We start from the raw sequence: 16,112 nt of genomic DNA on the forward strand, positions 1-16,112 counted from the left end.
CTCCGAAGGCAGAGGTCTGAGGTTCGAATCCTCATGGGTGCGCCAATCAAATCAAGTACTTAGACAGCATGAACATAGCGCTCACTGTGACGTAGTGAGCGTATAGTGAGCAGTCGGCGGCGATTGAAATCTACTCCACGCCATCAGACAGAAAGCGCTTCAGACCTTCTGTCTCGGCATTCTCAGTCGCGATTGCGTGCTTCAACTGGATGCGGCGGCTAGCAGCGGCAGAATTTTCCGCGCGGCGCTCGAGGTCGTCAGGATCATGCGGCATCCACTCGCCATCAGTGCCGCCCAGCGCTCGATAAGCGTCCTGGGCACAGCGGACTAGTTCCTTTCGCAGATGCTCAGATTGCACTTCGACGGCGCAGCGCTCAGCGTTTGAGCCTGTCAGCTTCGGCGGCCAGACGGTCAGTCCATTGCGCGGGGTGCGCACGAAGGCACAGCCGTGAAGGATGAAACCACTAGCCTCGCAATCGAAAAATGCAAGGATGCGATATCCAGCTCGGTTCGGCTTGGGACGGGAGACGCGGGTGAGGCCGGTGATCGTGACTTCGTGCATGGATGCTCTCCTAGATGAACAGAAAGCCGCCCTCGCGGGTTTCATATGGCGACGGGGCGGTTTCGTTTGCGAGGATGCGACCGATAGCCATTGCAGCGCCGACTGCGCCGTCGATGCGGCCACGGGCCTTTTCCTTCGTGAACTTCTCGTTCTCGGCGGCGTCCTTTTCGGCGACGACGTTGCCGAAGCACATGCGCAGAAGGGGGCTGCCTCCATGCCGGAAGTGCCTGCTCAGGATGGCGCGCTTCAGTTCCTTCACTGGCGCGGCCATCGACGCGAAGCCCTGCCCGAACTGGTTGATCGTGAAGCCCTCTTCCTGAAGTGCCGTGTTGACCGCCGTCGAGTTCCAGCGGTCGATGGCAATCTCCTGCACGCCATAGGTCTCGCCAAGGCGGATGACGTGATCCACGATGGCGGAATGATCGACGACATTGCCCGGTGTCAGCATCAGAAAACCGGCCTCGGCCCACCGGAGATAGTCGGCTCGGTCCTTCTCGCTCTTCGTTGCGATGCCGTCTTCCGGAAGGAAGAACATCGGCAGCACATCGTAGCGGCGGTCTTCGCCCGAGCCATCCGGGAAGACAGCGACGACGGCCGTGAGGTCTTCCACGCTGGACAGGTCAACGCCGACCCAGCACGGGCGGCCTGTCAGGCTGTCGATCGGCGTCATCTGGTCAGCCGTGTCGTAGAATTCAAGCGATAGCCAAGGCTCGGCTGCGCCTTCCTGCCACTGATTCAGGTGAAAGCGTCGGAAGTCGGCAATCTCGGCAGGGAAGTGCTCGATCCGCCGGGCCTTGATCCGCAGTTCTTCCAAGGAACAGAAGCCAGCCTCAATGGCCGGGTTGGCGGCGTGCCAGGCAGCTTCATCCCGCCAATCGGCATCGGCCGGGGCCGCGAAGATGATCGGAGCGAAGGTCGGGTCATCGATCTCCCCCGCTGCGACTTTGTGGGAGTAGCTCCAGAGGTCGGATGCCAAGCCCCCTTGGCCATCCCCGGCTGTCGAAATGATGACGGTCAGCGGATGCGATCGCTTCACCATTGAGTCTGTGACGGTCTTGAACAGCTTGCGCCCTTCGCCGGTCGGCCAGGCATGGATTTCGTCGGCCAGGAAGAACGACACGTTGAGACCGTGCTTGGAATAGGCTTCGGACGAAATCGCCTTGAGTGTGCTTTTGGTCTTTGGGTGCCCGAGCGTCTTGCGGCTTTCGACGGCGCGGACGCGGGCATCAAGGGTGTCGTCCTGTTGCACGAACTGGTGCGCGCTATTGAAGGCGATGCTGGCGTTTTCCCGATCGGCAGCGGCCATCACGACCTGGCCACCGGCTTCCGCCTCGGGGCCTAGGAAGTGGGCCAGCCCCAGAGCGGAAGCCAGCGTGGTCTTGGCATTGCCGCGCGGAATCCAGATGCAGGCGATGCGAACGATGCGGTTTCCATCATCATCGACCGGGCCATAGATCCGGCGGATAACAGCCTCTTGGAACGGATGCAGGTGAAAGGGTTGCCCGGCGAAATCGCCTTCCCAGAGCCGCAGTCGGCGAACGAAGCGACAGATTTTGTCGGCCCTGCCTGTCGTGTCTTCGTACAGCGCAGGATCAGGCGAGAAGATCGGCGTCCCAGCCATCGGCGGATTTCCCTTCGTCCTTGCCCTTGCCGATGCGCCGGTGAGGGGTAAGCCCCAGCTCGGCGGCCAGAAGGCGGGCTTCGCGCATCGCGGCGCTTTGCATTTTGAAGGCGGGGTGAGGGACCATGCCCTTTTCCGTCTCCACCATACGGCCATCTCGGCCCATGATTTCCTCGGTCTCACGGACCAAGCCAGCGGCCACACAGTAGCTTTCGAGCATCGCCAGCGTGTCAGGCGTCAGGATGCTGCGGTTGAACATTTCCGGTGCTGCACGGGTCCATTCTGCCTTGGCCTGCTTGGTGAGCCAGGTCGGTGCAGACGGACATTTTCCGCGCACGGTGCCGCCGTCGATCGTGGTGAGCTTCGGCTTGCGGCCTTTCATCCCCAAAACTCCCATTTTTCGAAAGATTGCGCGCAAGTAGGGAGCGCCGGTCCCGGGTCTTGGGGCTGAAATTCCGATGCCCCCCCGGCCTGTCTGATCGGGTTGCCGAATGCACCTTCCTCGCGGATCGCCTTCCGGCTATTGCAGCTACGGTTCATCGGCTGCCAGTTGGACCGGTCCCAAAACAGGCGCTTGTCGCCCTTGTGAGCTACCTTGTGATCCACCATGTCGGCTTCCCTTCCGCATCCACAGGCGCAGCGGCGGTTCTCTGGCTTGGCAAGGAAGGCTTTGCTCTCGCGCTGCCACTTGCTGTCATAGCCTCTCGCCCGAGCCGAAGGGCGGGCGGCGTCGGCTCTGGCCTTGGCTGCTGCGGCACATACAGGGCAGCGTCTGCCGGTGAACGGCGGGTGGCCAGCGGGGCAGTGACGTGGCGCGGCGACGGGCATCAGAAGCTCCACGTCCTGTAGTTGCGGATCAGGTCGTCCTCGCCAAGCGGTAGGCCCGTCGCGGTTTCTCCGATGACGACGCTTTCGCGATGTTCGTAGAGGTGGGCCACGCGCAGCATGATGGCCGCGATGATTGGTTCCGGTGTGCGGGTGTATCCGGCGGTGAAGGTGATGCTGGCGCTATTCGTACTTGGCCACGATGCTACTGGCGCGATGCGGGCGGTGCCGCCGATACCGCTTACCCGGTAGCTGTCAGGTGGCAGCGTCTGGGATGCTCCGGTCGTATCGATGTAGGTGATGGACGATACGGCCTGGCAGGGCGGCAGGGGCAAGGTGATCTCGCCGTCCAGGCTTCCGAGGTCGAGTTGCCAGACTTGGGGGCGCAGGCACCTGCCAAGATAGCCGTCCGGGCCGTCGAGGCGTTCGAATGCAGCTCTCATATAGCTGAAAATCAGAAAGTCATCGTCCCTGAACTCAACGCGCAGGTGCTGCTTCACCTCTCTCAGCGTCACAGGCAGTTCCGTTTCCGTGGTGATCCGGTGCAGCATGGCTTTCCGCTTTCTGTCAGTGTCCATCAGTTTACGCGTGCTACAAGGGATACAAGTGCTACGCCTTTGATTTTGCTTTTGTATCCCTGTATCACTCTGGTTGGGATACGGTGATACACGTGATACAGGCCCGGCCAGCCAAAGCGAGCCGGGCCAGAATGATCAGCCGACCGGACGATCCAGGGTGCTGCCAAGCACCGCGACAGCACCAGCGGCGATCGATGTGCCGCCAGCCATGGTCAGCGACAGCCGGACGAACCGCTTGTCACCGAGGTAGCCCAGGCGATAGGCGCCGGATTCTTCCAGCGTGGCGGGCGCGTTGGTTTGCAGGTCGGCAGCAGCCACATCCGCCCAGCCGGTGGAGCCGTCGTCGCTGTCCTGAAGGGTCACGCCGAAGTCGCCACTGCCGACGATGGCTCCCGTGCTGACGGCGAAGGCGATCCGCCCAGCGCCCTGAAGGTCGATGGCAGGGCCAGTGGCGGCAGCGGTTTGCACGGCAGGCGCCATGGCCAGATTGGTTCCGATGTTGTTGAAGAGGTCGCGCATGATCTTGTCTCCTTACGAGGTTGCGCAGCGCAGCTTGCGGATGGCCTCGGGCAGCACGACGCCAGCACCGAGGCGACGACGGGCATGGAACCGGACAAGGCCGCTCGTTGCCTGGCTGTAGGGGTCGCGCATCAGCGACAGCGACACGCGGTCGTAGATGCGATAGGCGCGGGCGAAGTCACCGAACGCGATCGGCTCGGCGGCGGTGCCGATGTCGGGCATGTCCGGCGCTTCGATGACCGGGCGGCCAAGGATGGTTTCGGGTTCGCCGTCGCGGAAGCTGGGCTGCCACAGGAAGGTGCCGTCGCCCGACTTCAGCTTGCGGATCGCGGCCAGCGTGGTGCCGTTCATCATCCAGGTGCCGGCGTTCCGATAGAAGGCGGGCATGGCATAGATGAAGTCGATCAGCGTGTCGGCCGGGGCCGCGCCCAGGGTCGAGGCATTTCCGGTGGGTGTGTAGCTGACCGCCGCATCCTGAAGGAAGCCGAGCGGCTTCTTCACGCCGTTTCCGTTGACCAGCGCTGCGCCCTCGAGGCGGCCGAACTCTTCGGCAAGGTCGCTGGAGACTTCCGCTTCGACGTTGACCGCAGCATCTTCCAACAGGCGCAGGGACACATCGACGTAGCACGCCATTTCATGAACAGGGATCTCCACCTGTCCATAGGACGCGCCGGTTTCGGGTCGTGCTTCCGTTTCGCCGACCCACGACGCGGTGGGCTGGCCGGTGCGCTTCGGCAGGATCACCGAACCGGCGGCCGTCGAGCCAACGCGGGCAGCCTGGCGTACCGGCGAGATTTCGACGATGCCCTTGATCACCTCGGCGACGAACTGATCCGGTGCGAGGTAGCCGCCGGTCGTGTCATCGGCCACACGCAGCGCCTTGACCTCATCGACGGGCAGAGCCTCGCGGCCATGCCGGAGGAAGCCAGCAAATGCCTTGACCTCGGTCTTCTCCGGGGCAGCCTTGGTTTCGACGCCAGCGCCGGGGCGGTTGAGCTTCTGTTCGATACGCTCTGCGGATTTCGCGACGTTGCCGACGCTTTTCTCCAACTCGGTCAGGCGGGTGTCCACTTCGGTGACGGTTTCTTCCAGGGTGCCGATGCGATCGGCCTCCGCCTCAGGGGCGGCAGTCTCTTGGTCAGCCATCTTGCTGGTCCTCTTGATTGCCACCTGCGTGGCGGTGTTGTCGGCTGATGCCGATTTGACGCTGGTGATCCGCGCGGCCGGGGCGGCCGGGATCGACACCAGGCTGATTTCGATAAGCTCGATCTGCTTCAGCAGTCGGCCACCGCCGGGCTGGCGATCGAAGTCGATGACGCGGTAGCCGATCGACAGGCCATTGAGGGCCTTGCCCTTCAGCAGCGCGTGGGCCTCGCGACCCTTTTCCGCTTCCAGGATCAGTTGCCCGGACACGTGCAGCCCGTGGGCGTCTTCCTTCAGGTCGAGCCAGCGGCCGACAGGCTGGGCAGGATCGTGCTGCCACAGAAGCAGGGGCATCGTGCCAGCTTCGCGGTGCGCCTTCAGGCTGGCGGCATATGCGCCGGGCGCGATCACGTCGCCGTAGCTGTCGGGCAGGCCACCGAATACGGAAGCGTAGCCGGACACAAGCCCGGCCTCGGCGGTTTGGAACTTCACTTCAAGGTCAAGCCGCTCCATCGGTGGCCCTCGCGTCTTCGGTGTTCAGGGGAAGGCGGAACTGGTCGCCGCCGGGGTATGGCGCGCGGTTCTCGGCCGATCGGACTTCGTTCGGCGACAGCAGCCCGTTCGTCACTGCCTTGGCATAGGCATCGAAGCGGGCCGCCAGATCGGCACGGGCCAGATCGTCGGTCAGGAACTCGGCGTGATACTCTGGCCGCTCTTCAGGGGTCAGCAGCGCGCGCCGGATGGCGCCCTCCCAGAGCTTCAGCCAGGGCAGCAAGGTGAGGGCGAGGAACTGTTGCCCCATGCTCTCGGCGTTGTTGTGGGTGGCGCGCTCAAGCTCCTGAAGCAGATGCAGCGGGATGCGGAAGACGCGGGCGATCTCGGCGACCTGGTGGCGGCGCATTTCGAGGAACTGAAGATCGACGCTGTTGAATTGCAGCGGCTCGAAATCCATGCCGTCTTCCAGGATCAGGGTCTTGCCAGCATTCTCGCCACCGGCATGGCCAGCGTTGAAACTGTCGCGCAGGCGCTTCATGGCGTCCGGCCCCAGCGTCTTCGCGTATTTGAAGACACCGCCAGGCCGCGCTCCGGCACTGAAGATGCGCGCGCCGTGCTCTTCCATCACCAGCGAAAGGCCGATGGCTTCCTTTGCCTGCATAACCGGCGACAGCCCGACGTAGGGCGACGTCCCGAGGGTCTTCAGGTGGAATATCTCGCTGCGGTCGTAAACGCGTGGCGCGGCATTTCCGACCGAAACCTTGTAGACCGGCTCCATCGTGGCCGTGTCGATTTCGACCGTGACGCTCGGCGACGGGATCGGGATCAGTTCCGTGACCTTTCCGGCGCTGCGGTTGATGAAGGCGAAGGCGTTGCCATGGAGGCAGAGCGCGGTCTGCATGAAGAGGCGGAACTCGGCGGCGCTGGTCCAGTCGTTCGCCTGGTCGTTCAGGAGGGACGCCAGCGGATGATCGACGGCGCGCTCCTTTCCGCCGTCAGCGGATCTGCGGTAGAGGTGGAGGGGAAGCTGCGCCACGCTTTCGGCCAGCACCTTCACCGACGCAAAGACGGTCGGACAGCGCATTGCCGTATCGGGCGTGACAGCTACACCGGAGGCAGATTGGGTTGCTCCGAACAAGGCGATAAACTCCGGTGCCGGTGCCGCCAGAGTTGATTTCGTTTCCGAGCCGATCAGCTTTTTGAAGCGTTCGAGCATCCATCACCCGCGCAGTTTGTTTGGGAACAGATTGGGGTGTTCGACGCGCTTGAAAAGGAAAAGCCGCCACGTGGACGGCATTAGAAGTGACTGAAAAGTAATGGAAATTCATTCCATTCCGTTGCTTGGAATGGTCACCGCCACGCGTCAGGATTCATCGGGTCGTCGAGAGCATGGTATTCCCGGAATGCCTCTTCTACCCGTTCACGCATCCTGCCTTCGTTTCCGCCCGTGCTGTTTTCGCGTGCTACAGGTGATACATGGGATACGCCATTGGTATCATTGGTATATTCCTGTATCACGGTGGCCGGTGCTACAGGACTACACGTGATACAGGCCGGTGCTACAGCGCCGACCCTTTTGGCGAACTCGCTGAAGCGGCTGAAATCAGGCATCGGCACCGCCAAGGATCTCGGGCGACAGGAGATAGCACCGGATCGGGTTCGGCGAGCCAGGCACGCGCTGGAAGTTCTGGGGCTTGCCGCCGCTGCCCGGCACCAGGAGGCCGCGCGCGATCAGCGTCTTCGCCACGCGGGTGGCATCCATCCCGGCGCAGATCTCCGACTTCCACACCTCGGGCATCACGATGTATTCGACGCCACCGCCTTCCGACATGCGCCGGAAGCCAGCCCGGTTATTGATGCGCACGTCGATCGGATCGCCGTTTCCGGTTGTCGGGATCAGGCTGCCCATCGGCTCAAAGCGGGCCGTGCCGTGCAATTCGATGAAGCGCCGGACGGCTGATATGGCTTCCCGTTCCTCGGCCGGTTCCGTGCCGCCGCGTGCATCGAGCCAGTCTTGGAATAGGCGGCGGCTGGCCTCGGTTGCGGCGCCTTCCGGCCATGGCACGATGCCGAAGGCCGTCGCCATCTCACCGGCTGCGGCCACCAAGGCGAACCGGGCGGCGACACGGCTGATCTGGCCATCAACCTTGCCCGGCAGCAACTCGGCCAGAAACTCTTCACGATAGCCGTTCACGGTCGGCGCAATGCCGTCGAAGTCCTTCACCAGATACTCGAGGAAGGCGCGGCAGGCGGCGCCGTGGTAGCGGGCTGATGCGCTCTTCAGGTGGCGTGCGAAGGCGTCGGGGCTGTCGAAATGGTGGATGTTTTCGAAGATGCCGAAGCCTGCACCGGCATCGGCGGGAATGTCGATGACGCGGACTTCCTGCCCGGCGGCCGACCGGCGGCCACGACCATCTTCTGCGATTTTGTCGGCGAGACCCGCTTCCCCAGTGGAAAGGAAGATCGTGCGCCAGCGCAGGGCCTTTCGGGCCTCGCCGCTGCGACCGGCGCGGGTCTTGCCGGTGCCATTCGCGACCATGTAGGCGATCTGGCCGACCTCTCGGCTTTCAACCTGGCCCATTTCGTCGAGTAGCAGGAGGTTGTCGTTGTGCAGAGCAGCGATGGATTCCAAGCCGTTCGAAGTTGCCCGCCACGATCGTATGAAGTCGCGATTGCCCCAGACCGATGCCGCGATCTGAAGCGTCGTGGTCTTTCCGATCGACGATCCGCCCCGGAAGTGGAAGCCGCCGGATTCGTCTTCGGTCGGATACAGCAGAGGCCCAGCGAAGGCGGCGGACAAGGCGAAGGTGAGCCGCGAATTGCCCACGACATGGGCCGCGACGTTGTTTTGCCAAACATCCAGCGTGCCCGCCACCTGGAAGGGATCGTCGAATACGCCGTCACTCTGAAAGATGATCCGTTCACGCATTGCCGTCATCTCCGATGCTGGTGTTGGGAAGTGCGAAGGTCGAGCCGCCCCAGCCGATGCGATTTACGCAGCGAGCCTTCACGCCGGGCCGGGCGGTCGAGATGTATTCGTGCAGGGCCTCGCGGGCGAAGCGCGATGGAGCCATGATCAGGCCAAGGGACAGCAGGCGTTCCCGGTAGCCGGTGCCGTCGCCTGCCATCATCATCATCGGCATGGCCCACTCCTTGTCGCGGCCGTCGCGATCGGTTACGCGCAGCAGCCGTCCCCAGTCCTCTCCGGTCGCGCTGCGGGTCTCGGCGGCAATATCCAGCGGCGAGCAGAACCACTTCCATTCGGCCGTGACGGTTCCGGTCTCCTTGTCGGTGCGCTCAATCCGCTTTTCGACACCGGCCTTCACCAGTCGGAAGGGCCACCGGGCCAGTTCCTCGGGTTCACCGGTGTCGCGGCGGCGCTGCGTCTCGCGGGCCTCCTGGTCGAGATACGGGCAGAAGAAGGCCGGGTCGCTGATCGCGCTGGCGACTGTCTCCGGCGTCCATCCGTCTTCGATCGCGTCGGCAATGTCCCAGCCTTTCGGGATCTCGCCCTCGCGGCGGGCCTTCACGCCAGCCTTCCAGATCCAGGAGCCGAGCCGATCGGGCCGGAGATGCATGACCGTGGCGGCTCCGGCTTCTCTGGCCAGGGCGAACACGCTGTCGCCGAAGTCCTGCCCGGCGACATCGTTGTCGGTGGCGATGATGACGTTGCGCCCGGCCAGCGCCGACCAGTTGGCCTTGTGCGGGGATTTCGCGCCGTGCGGCGGTGTCGTGGCAACCAGATCGGGGAACAGGATGGCTGCGGCTTCGGCCGCCTTCTCGCCTTCGGCCACGATGATCGACGCGTCGGGGCTGGCGGCGATGCGGGGCAGGTTGTAGAGCGGGCGGGGGTCTGGAATGCCCTTCGCCCGCCACCCGGCCTTGCCGCCGGTCAGGGCGCAATAGGTGATCGGCAGGTAATCCTTGCAAGCGGCGCCTTCCTGGTCGCGGTAGTCGAAGCGGGCGACGTAGCCGACCAGTTCGCCGGCAGCATAGTGGTACGGCCAGACATTCGAAGGCTCGCCAAATTTTGGGTGTCGGAAAGTCATCCTCGGGGCGTCGCTCGGGACTGGCACGATCGGCTTCTTGTCGTCGGGTTTGGGCGTGGCGTTCGCGGCCGCCTGTTCATCCGGCGTGAGGGGAGCAAACATCGCGTTGTCTTTCACTTCGAAACTCCCAGCATTTCGGCCAGAGCGCGGGCGGCGTCGGCCTGCCCGATGCCGGACAGGTAGGCTGCGAGGCTGATAGGATCGCCGCCCTTGTCGCCGGTGGCGAAATCGGCCCACCGGCCGCTGTGCATGTTCACGCGGAACGACCCGGCTTTGCGGTCGGCGCGGGTAGGGTTTCGGGCCACCCATTCGTGGCCCATGCGGCGGCCATCCGGCAGCCACCGCGACAGCAGCGCGGGCAGGGCGCCGATGGCGGCATCGTTGATGCGGGGGAAGTCGATCAAATGGCACCTCCGTTCTTCGCATAGAGGTCGGCCAGATACTCCTTCTGGCGGGGCGTCAGGCTGCGGCCGGTTCCAGTCTGCGTCACCATCGACAGCACGAATGACCGGCTTTTGGCACTGAGGCTCGACAGGGCGTGATCGCGCAGCCAGCGCGCCATGTGCTGGTAGCGTCCGGTCTCGTGGCCGCCGGTCTGGTAGCGCTGGCGGGCCTGCGGGGCGTCGGCGGCCTGGTAGTGGATCTGGTCCGGCTTCGCCTTCAGGGCGGCAGCCAGATCGTGCCAGTCATTGCCGTTCGACTTGAGGGCGCGTTCGATCGCCCGGACAGTTGCAATGGCTTCCGCGTCCGAATCCGTGCCCAGACGCGGTATCAGCTTCTCGAGCTTGGTGGTGATCGAGACGAGGTTGCCCATGTGCTAGCCTTTCGTCACCGCAGCCACTGCGGGCGCGACGGCGGCAGCGAAGCTGGACGGGAAGTCGTGCTCGTAGATGTAGAGCGGATCACCGGGCTTCCGGCCTTCCAGCGCCCAGGACGTTGCTATGGCGGCCTCGAGCGTCGGGTAGGTGCCGTGCTTCATGATCCCGCCGCGCACGCGCAGGAGGACGTCGAAGCCCTTGGACGGGTCCGGGTTCGGATAGATGCGGATGTGGCCGATCGCCTTCGCCATCTGTCAGCCCTCCGAGGTCGAGCAGCGCAGGTCACCGAGTGCTTCTTCGGCCCAGGCGTCGAGTTCGGTCGTCGGGTAGAGCGGGGTGCGGTTCACTTTGTGAAAGCGCGGGCCGATGCCCATCACCGCCCATTTTGCCAGCGTGGCGACCGAGCGAACGATGCCGTGCTTCAGGTTCAGGTATTCGACCGCTTCGTCGCGGCGCAGGCGGGGCTTCCGCAGGTGCGGCGGAAGGCAAAGCTCCGCCATGCCCGCGACTGCGGGTTTGTTTTCGTCTTGCATTTTCGGTCTCCTATTTGGCTTAGGGGTTGGGCGGGCTGATCAGCCCGAGTGCGACACGCTTCATGTCCCGGACGGCGACAGTCGCGTTGACGTCGAGTTTGGTCTTGGGTTGCTGCCAGGCGAGGTTGGCCATGCTTTCCTTCTCCTGATCGCCTCGGATGTAGGTGGACGCGCGCTTCGAAACTTCGATTTCGGCGATGGGTTCGAAGTCGAACGTCACCGAGTTATGGTCGAAGCGGCTTTCCAGACGCAGTTCCATCCACTGAAACGAATCGAGAGCAAATTCCCTGGGGGCCGGATTGGAATGCCGGACGAACACCCACCGGCCATCCACCACGAAGAAGTGGACGTCCATGGCGTCGTGGACGTCCGGGCTATTGTTGCCGTACTCGAGGAGTCCGAACGGGTCGATTTCGGGCCGGTAGATCGGCTCTCCGAAAGCGCGGAACCCGAGAGGCAGTTTGCCACCGGTTCCCTGTTCCAAATACTCGGGAAACCACGCGATATCACCGATCGAAACACGATCACCGGCGTCTATTTTGACTGTCGGTCGGCACCGGCGACGGAAAATGTGATCGGGAACGATATCGGTCGGCAGCCAACCACCTTTGGGCTGCACTTCAGACAACATGACCAGGCCTCCGATCGGGAGGGGCACAGATTCCAATGTGCTCGGGCTGAAGTCGATCGTCTCGGTCGGAAACCCTGCCAGCACGGGGACGGTGTTCAGCAGGTCGGTGGCGGCTTCGATCGACATACCGGCGCGGCGTAGGGCAGCGATGATGGCAACGGCGTTGCGTGCCGTGCGCGAGACGCGGCGCGTCGTTTTGCTGCCGCGCCCGCCCCCCTGGATTTCTCGGCGCATGAAGGGAGTGTCGAGGATCAGGCGGATATCGCGCTCGGTCTGGCCGGTCCACGCTGCGAACTCGGCGTTGGAAATCCGGCCGGTCCACCAGTTCAGAACTTTGGTCTGGTCGAATGCCAAGTCGCTCGTATTCATCTCGTCTCTCGCGTGTCCTTCGGTGGGGCCTTAAATGACAATTACCCGGCGTTTGGAGGCTTCGCAAGATTAAATGACGGCTCGTTGTCGTTTGCGGTGGCGTGAGATGGCGCGAAGTGGGTGCCAGCAAACACAACGGCGTCGCATCAGGGTGCAGGAAGGTTCCGGCCGCAGCCGCTACGTCCCGCGCCATGATGCGGCGCCGCTGATCTGATCCAGTGTGCTCAGTCTGCCCGGCGCGCAATCTCCGCCATCTCCAGCGCCTCGCCGACCAGCCGGTCGATAAGCTCGAACTGGCCTTCAAGGGCGCGCTTGCTGTTGGGGTCGGACAGGATCTCGGTGTCGCTGACACAGGCGAGACGCCCGACGTTCGCGAGGTGGCCGATATCGCAGAGCAGGTCGGTCAGGGTGCGGGCGGTCATGCTGCGTCCCCCTGGTCGGCTAGAATATCCATCGCCTCGCCGGAGAGCGCCAGCATGCGGGCGAACTGGTTCTCCAGCGAGGGCAGAAGTTCACCGGGCGCCATCTGGCTTGCCGTGTCGCTGGCAGCGATGCCCATGCGCGCCAGATGGTTGAGGTCATAGATGATGTTTAGCAGGCGCGAGGTATCGTTCGCGCTGGCGCGGTCTTCTGTCATTGTCATGTGCTCCGGTTGTGGTATCAACAGTTTATGTTGCTACCCTCGACTCTCTCCGCCGGTCAACAGGAAATGTTGAAATGACGCCTGCACAGTGCCGTGCCGCCCGCGCACTTCTTGAGATGACACAACCGAAGCTTGCCGAGGCCGCGGGCCTTGGGCTTTCGACGGTAGTTGACTTGGAGAAGAGTCGTAGGGTCGTTTCAGATCAGGCCATCGCCGCCCTCCGCGCGGCCCTCGAAGCTGCCGGGGTCGAGTTCATCCCGGAGAATGGCGGCGGGGCTGGGGTTCGGTTGCGGAAGCATAACGGTTAATAATGTTGAGAACTGAAATGTTGTTAACCGATATGTGGATGCATGGAAAAATGGCTTAGCGATCAGCAACGTGAGATATTGGAGGTTCTCAGGGGAGCCAAGATGCCTATTCCGACCGGTGATATAACCAAGCAACTGAATCTTACTCCGACCCCAGCGGTTAGGGGCGTCCATGTCTCGCGCGTTGAGCAGGTTGGAGCGTCGGGGCCTAGTGGTACGATACTCCACGGAATTGGCGAGACCCGGCAGAGGCTATCTTTGGTCGATTGCCTCAGACTGATAAAGTCAAAGGATTAGGATGGCATCCTTTAGTCGCGAAGGGGTAGCTGAGGCGCGACCAAACGAACCCAAAAATCTGCCGCTTCAAAAAATACTGATGCCACAGAGGTTGTTTGGTCGCGCTGACACCGAGGATGAACACACTTTCTGGAGCGCACGGAGGACACCACACAACTCCAGAGTGTATTTGGTATATCGGCACAGATTTTCCAATGCAAGGAAAGTTCGCCCGGCGGGTCGCGCGCGCCTTGATGCGGGCCGCCATCTTGCAGGCGCGCATGCCGATCCATGGCCGGTCGAAGCAACCACAAGTAGATTGACGCTTGGTAAATTTCGTTCTTAGATGGTCGGCACCGATGGCTGTGCTCCCAAGGCGGCTTTTTCGGTCTCGTAAGTAGACTGTGCCGTCACGCTCGGTAGTGGCGGCACATTTTTTGGCGGTCTGCATCTTATCCGCGTCGAACTCATCCGCCAGCAGCAGCCACGATGAAAGAAAATTCCATCTGTAGCGCTACACAACCATACGTTGAGTTGACTCACGCAAAAGACATGCAGAAGGTTATCGTCATTGACCGAAAGCATTTCCATTGTGATATTTGCAAGCAAGAAACTGTGCCGCCATTTCCGGCTGGCGGCACAGTTTTTTCTTTGAAGACGACATTGCAGGTCCTTCCCGGGCGCCCACATGCAATGTGCCGCCACGGGGGACCATGACGGCACATCTCTCCTTGGGAAGGAGCGAACACAAAACCATTCTGGAAAATGGCTTATGTCCGTAAATTTCATTCAACTTCCCGAATTAACGATTCGTCAACTCTCGCTCTAGCTGTGTAGCGCAATAATTTCTTAATGTTAACAAAGCAATAAGTGACACACGACCGCCTAAGGCAGGTCCACCGGCCGGGCCACGCGAGCCAGGCCAGACCGTCATCCCGCCATGTCCTGTACCGTGGTCTCGCTCAGTTCCTGCAGGCACTCGTAGACAGCATCACGCACGATGGCCTCGCAGTGGGCCGGGTCGTTCTTCGCGGCCACCAGCGGCGCCAGAAAACCCATGCGTGCGCCCGTGCCATAGAGGATTTTGCCTGCCGTAGCACCAGCCTGTATCACGTGTATCACCGTAGCACCCACCGACGTGATACAGGGATACGCCAACGATACCAATGACGTAGCACCTGTATCACGTGTATCACGCCAGAAGTGCGACATTCTGCATGAACGTCAGCTTTCGCCTTGGGATACAGCCGGGCTGTCGAAGCCCATGATCCGCGCAATCTCGGCGCTCATCGCGGTGGCAGCTTCGATCAGGAAGTCTGGCGCGAAGTGGGTGTAGTTCCGGCCGGTGACGGTGAAGCTCTTCTTGTGCCCGACGACGGCACCGGCGATCGCCTCGGCTATGCCAAGCTGTTCTTGGGCCTTCGTGACAAGCGTGTGCCGTGCGGTATGCGGCGACACATCACCGACGCCAGCCCTTTCGCAGAGACGCAGGAAGACCTTGTAGCCTCCTGCGAAGTGATCGCCTCCACGGATGGAGGGCAGCACGAAATCGCCGCGACGGGGCAGGGCATCCAGCAGGCTGACCACAGTCGCGCCCAGCGGCCGCACCGATCGGCCTTCCTTGCTGTCTTCCAATCTGGCGGTGCTGTGGTCGAGGTCGAGGGCATCCCAGCGCAGGCTTTCGATTTCGGCTTTTCGCCATCCGGTGAGGAACGCCAGCTTCGTAAAGGCTAGGGCTTGAGGATACTGGTCGTCGGCAATCGCGATCTGTTCGCCTATCGCCTGAAGTTCTGCATCGGTGAACCGCCGGTGCCGAACGCTGTCGGAGGCAGTGCGCACGCCGGTGGCAGGGTTCAGTTCGATGATGCCGCGTTCAACGGCATAGGTGAGGATGGCGCCCAGCAGGCCCTTCGTCCTGGCAGCAGTGCCCTTGCCGCCGGTGACATTCACGACGCCGCGCGGCTTCCCGCTCTTGCCGGTGGTGGCGGTCTTGCCCTCGGTCACGTCGCGCACCACGCCAGCAACGTCGGCGCGGGTCAGGTCGATGACCAGCTTCCTGCCGATAAGCGGTTTGATGTGCCGGTCAATCCGGCCGCGATCGGTGGCCAGCGTCGAGACCTTCTTTGGCCCGCCACCTTTGCCGAAGATCAGGCCCTTTTCCGCAGCGTTGAAGTAGTCGTCGCAGAGTTCGGCGACGGTGATCGACTTCCTGCGGGTCAGCTTCTCTTCCTGCGGGTCTTCGCCTCTGGCCACATCGCCAAGTTTGATCTGGGCTTCTCGCCTTGCCTGGTCAGCGGTCACCGGGCCATGCTCGCCGATCTTGAAAAAGCGCTGTCGGCCGCCTTGGCGATACCGGACTTGATAGACCTTCTTCCCGCTCGGCCAGACGCGAACGCCGAAGCCGGTCAGGTCGTCATCCCATTCCGTGTAGTCCTTTTCGGTCGCCAGCAGGGCATCGACCGTCCGTTTGCTGATCTTCATTTCCGCACCGTTATGCGCTCATTTCTTGCTCACTGTGCGACGCGAATCTGAAGGCAGTTGTCGGCACAGTGAGCGTATAGTGAGCAGTTGAACGCCATTCGGAGCAAGCCGAATATTTCAAAGGAAAACTCAGGAAGCCCGCAATCGTCTGTTTTTTATTAGAAAATCGTCATCGCGCCATTTCGCGCTATGTCCGGAAATCTGCTTGCACGAATTCTCCGAAGGCAGAGGTCTGAGGTTCGAATCCTCATGGGTGCGCCA

The 16,112-nt window shown here is 62.4% G+C and carries 19 protein-coding genes; all 19 read right to left on the minus strand.

Annotated elements, in window-relative coordinates:
* Nucleotides 1-130: 130 nt before the first annotated feature.
* Nucleotides 131-562: a hypothetical protein gene (locus HCC78_RS28895; protein WP_172332216.1), complete on the minus strand. Its 432-nt coding sequence runs from the start codon at nucleotides 560-562 to the stop codon at nucleotides 131-133.
* 10 nt (nucleotides 563-572) lie between these two features.
* Entirely contained in the window at nucleotides 573-2,183 is a 1,611-nt protein-coding gene (locus HCC78_RS28900) for a terminase large subunit (RefSeq protein WP_172332217.1), read from the minus strand.
* Nucleotides 2,155-2,565, minus strand: coding sequence for a phage terminase small subunit P27 family (locus tag HCC78_RS28905; protein ID WP_172332218.1), 411 nt, complete (start codon nucleotides 2,563-2,565; stop codon nucleotides 2,155-2,157). Before HCC78_RS28905 ends, HCC78_RS28900 begins: the two co-directional genes overlap by 29 nt.
* Complete coding sequence (locus HCC78_RS33315; protein ID WP_216671362.1) at nucleotides 2,562-2,792, minus strand: hypothetical protein; 231 nt, start codon at nucleotides 2,790-2,792, stop codon at nucleotides 2,562-2,564. The genes HCC78_RS28905 and HCC78_RS33315 overlap by 4 nt, the downstream gene beginning before the upstream one ends.
* 218 nt (nucleotides 2,793-3,010) lie before the next feature.
* Nucleotides 3,011-3,586 carry a phage head-tail connector protein gene (locus HCC78_RS28915; RefSeq protein WP_172332219.1) on the minus strand — a complete coding sequence of 192 codons (576 nt, stop codon included), beginning with the start codon at nucleotides 3,584-3,586 and terminating at the stop codon, nucleotides 3,011-3,013.
* Nucleotides 3,587-3,721: 135 nt separating this feature from the next.
* Nucleotides 3,722-4,105, minus strand: a complete 384-nt coding sequence (locus HCC78_RS28920; protein WP_172332220.1) for a hypothetical protein — start codon at nucleotides 4,103-4,105, stop codon at nucleotides 3,722-3,724.
* Nucleotides 4,106-4,117: 12 nt separating this feature from the next.
* Complete coding sequence (locus tag HCC78_RS28925) at nucleotides 4,118-5,761, minus strand: phage major capsid protein (RefSeq protein ID WP_172332221.1); 1,644 nt, start codon at nucleotides 5,759-5,761, stop codon at nucleotides 4,118-4,120.
* Nucleotides 5,748-6,959 (minus strand): phage portal protein, encoded by a 1,212-nt coding sequence (locus HCC78_RS28930; protein ID WP_172332222.1) that lies wholly within the window; start codon nucleotides 6,957-6,959, stop codon nucleotides 5,748-5,750. The genes HCC78_RS28925 and HCC78_RS28930 overlap by 14 nt, the downstream gene beginning before the upstream one ends.
* Before the next feature lie 387 nt (nucleotides 6,960-7,346).
* Complete coding sequence (locus tag HCC78_RS28935) at nucleotides 7,347-8,672, minus strand: DUF927 domain-containing protein (protein ID WP_172332223.1); 1,326 nt, start codon at nucleotides 8,670-8,672, stop codon at nucleotides 7,347-7,349.
* On the minus strand, nucleotides 8,665-9,909 hold the full coding sequence (locus HCC78_RS35030; protein ID WP_172332224.1) for a DUF927 domain-containing protein: 1,245 nt from the start codon (nucleotides 9,907-9,909) through the stop codon (nucleotides 8,665-8,667). The genes HCC78_RS28935 and HCC78_RS35030 overlap by 8 nt, the downstream gene beginning before the upstream one ends.
* Entirely contained in the window at nucleotides 9,906-10,196 is a 291-nt protein-coding gene (locus HCC78_RS28945; RefSeq protein ID WP_172332225.1) for a hypothetical protein, read from the minus strand. The genes HCC78_RS35030 and HCC78_RS28945 overlap by 4 nt, the downstream gene beginning before the upstream one ends.
* Complete coding sequence (locus HCC78_RS28950) at nucleotides 10,193-10,606, minus strand: hypothetical protein (protein ID WP_172332226.1); 414 nt, start codon at nucleotides 10,604-10,606, stop codon at nucleotides 10,193-10,195. The genes HCC78_RS28945 and HCC78_RS28950 overlap by 4 nt, the downstream gene beginning before the upstream one ends.
* 3 nt (nucleotides 10,607-10,609) lie before the next feature.
* Complete coding sequence (locus HCC78_RS28955; protein WP_172332227.1) at nucleotides 10,610-10,861, minus strand: hypothetical protein; 252 nt, start codon at nucleotides 10,859-10,861, stop codon at nucleotides 10,610-10,612.
* A 3-nt stretch (nucleotides 10,862-10,864) separates the two neighbouring features.
* The gene (locus tag HCC78_RS28960) at nucleotides 10,865-11,143 is read right to left on the minus strand and encodes a hypothetical protein (protein WP_216671363.1); all 279 of its coding nucleotides are present in this window, start codon (nucleotides 11,141-11,143) and stop codon (nucleotides 10,865-10,867) included.
* A gap of 19 nt (nucleotides 11,144-11,162) precedes the next feature.
* Nucleotides 11,163-12,143, minus strand: coding sequence for a hypothetical protein (locus tag HCC78_RS28965; protein WP_172332228.1), 981 nt, complete (start codon nucleotides 12,141-12,143; stop codon nucleotides 11,163-11,165).
* 224 nt (nucleotides 12,144-12,367) lie between these two features.
* A complete protein-coding gene (locus HCC78_RS28970; RefSeq protein WP_172332229.1) occupies nucleotides 12,368-12,565 on the minus strand; it encodes a hypothetical protein in 198 nt (65 codons plus the stop codon).
* Entirely contained in the window at nucleotides 12,562-12,780 is a 219-nt protein-coding gene (locus HCC78_RS28975; protein WP_172332230.1) for a hypothetical protein, read from the minus strand. Before HCC78_RS28975 ends, HCC78_RS28970 begins: the two co-directional genes overlap by 4 nt.
* Before the next feature lie 1,520 nt (nucleotides 12,781-14,300).
* A complete protein-coding gene (locus HCC78_RS28985) occupies nucleotides 14,301-14,483 on the minus strand; it encodes a hypothetical protein (RefSeq protein ID WP_172332232.1) in 183 nt (60 codons plus the stop codon).
* Between the two features lie 111 nt (nucleotides 14,484-14,594).
* On the minus strand, nucleotides 14,595-15,851 hold the full coding sequence (locus HCC78_RS28990) for a site-specific integrase (RefSeq protein WP_172332233.1): 1,257 nt from the start codon (nucleotides 15,849-15,851) through the stop codon (nucleotides 14,595-14,597).
* Nucleotides 15,852-16,112: the final 261 nt, after the last annotated feature.

Origin of the sequence: Mangrovicoccus sp. HB161399 (assembly GCF_013184745.1) — a bacterium.
Taxonomy (GTDB): domain Bacteria; phylum Pseudomonadota; class Alphaproteobacteria; order Rhodobacterales; family Rhodobacteraceae; genus Mangrovicoccus.

Bases quoted from the DNA above. Each gene is read 5' to 3' on its own strand.
- HCC78_RS28895 (WP_172332216.1), bottom strand. From the start codon at position 562: ATGCACGAAGTCACGATCACCGGCCTCACCCGCGTCTCCCGTCCCAAG.
- HCC78_RS28900 (WP_172332217.1), bottom strand. From the start codon at position 2,183: ATGGCTGGGACGCCGATCTTCTCGCCTGATCCTGCGCTGTACGAAGAC.
- HCC78_RS28905 (WP_172332218.1), bottom strand. From the start codon at position 2,565: ATGAAAGGCCGCAAGCCGAAGCTCACCACGATCGACGGCGGCACCGTG.
- HCC78_RS33315 (WP_216671362.1), bottom strand. From the start codon at position 2,792: ATGGTGGATCACAAGGTAGCTCACAAGGGCGACAAGCGCCTGTTTTGG.
- HCC78_RS28915 (WP_172332219.1), bottom strand. From the start codon at position 3,586: ATGGACACTGACAGAAAGCGGAAAGCCATGCTGCACCGGATCACCACG.
- HCC78_RS28920 (WP_172332220.1), bottom strand. From the start codon at position 4,105: ATGCGCGACCTCTTCAACAACATCGGAACCAATCTGGCCATGGCGCCT.
- HCC78_RS28925 (WP_172332221.1), bottom strand. From the start codon at position 5,761: ATGGAGCGGCTTGACCTTGAAGTGAAGTTCCAAACCGCCGAGGCCGGG.
- HCC78_RS28930 (WP_172332222.1), bottom strand. From the start codon at position 6,959: ATGCTCGAACGCTTCAAAAAGCTGATCGGCTCGGAAACGAAATCAACT.
- HCC78_RS28935 (WP_172332223.1), bottom strand. From the start codon at position 8,672: ATGCGTGAACGGATCATCTTTCAGAGTGACGGCGTATTCGACGATCCC.
- HCC78_RS28950 (WP_172332226.1), bottom strand. From the start codon at position 10,606: ATGGGCAACCTCGTCTCGATCACCACCAAGCTCGAGAAGCTGATACCG.
- HCC78_RS28955 (WP_172332227.1), bottom strand. From the start codon at position 10,861: ATGGCGAAGGCGATCGGCCACATCCGCATCTATCCGAACCCGGACCCG.
- HCC78_RS28960 (WP_216671363.1), bottom strand. From the start codon at position 11,143: ATGCAAGACGAAAACAAACCCGCAGTCGCGGGCATGGCGGAGCTTTGC.
- HCC78_RS28965 (WP_172332228.1), bottom strand. From the start codon at position 12,143: ATGAATACGAGCGACTTGGCATTCGACCAGACCAAAGTTCTGAACTGG.
- HCC78_RS28970 (WP_172332229.1), bottom strand. From the start codon at position 12,565: ATGACCGCCCGCACCCTGACCGACCTGCTCTGCGATATCGGCCACCTC.
- HCC78_RS28975 (WP_172332230.1), bottom strand. From the start codon at position 12,780: ATGACAGAAGACCGCGCCAGCGCGAACGATACCTCGCGCCTGCTAAAC.
- HCC78_RS28990 (WP_172332233.1), bottom strand. From the start codon at position 15,851: ATGAAGATCAGCAAACGGACGGTCGATGCCCTGCTGGCGACCGAAAAG.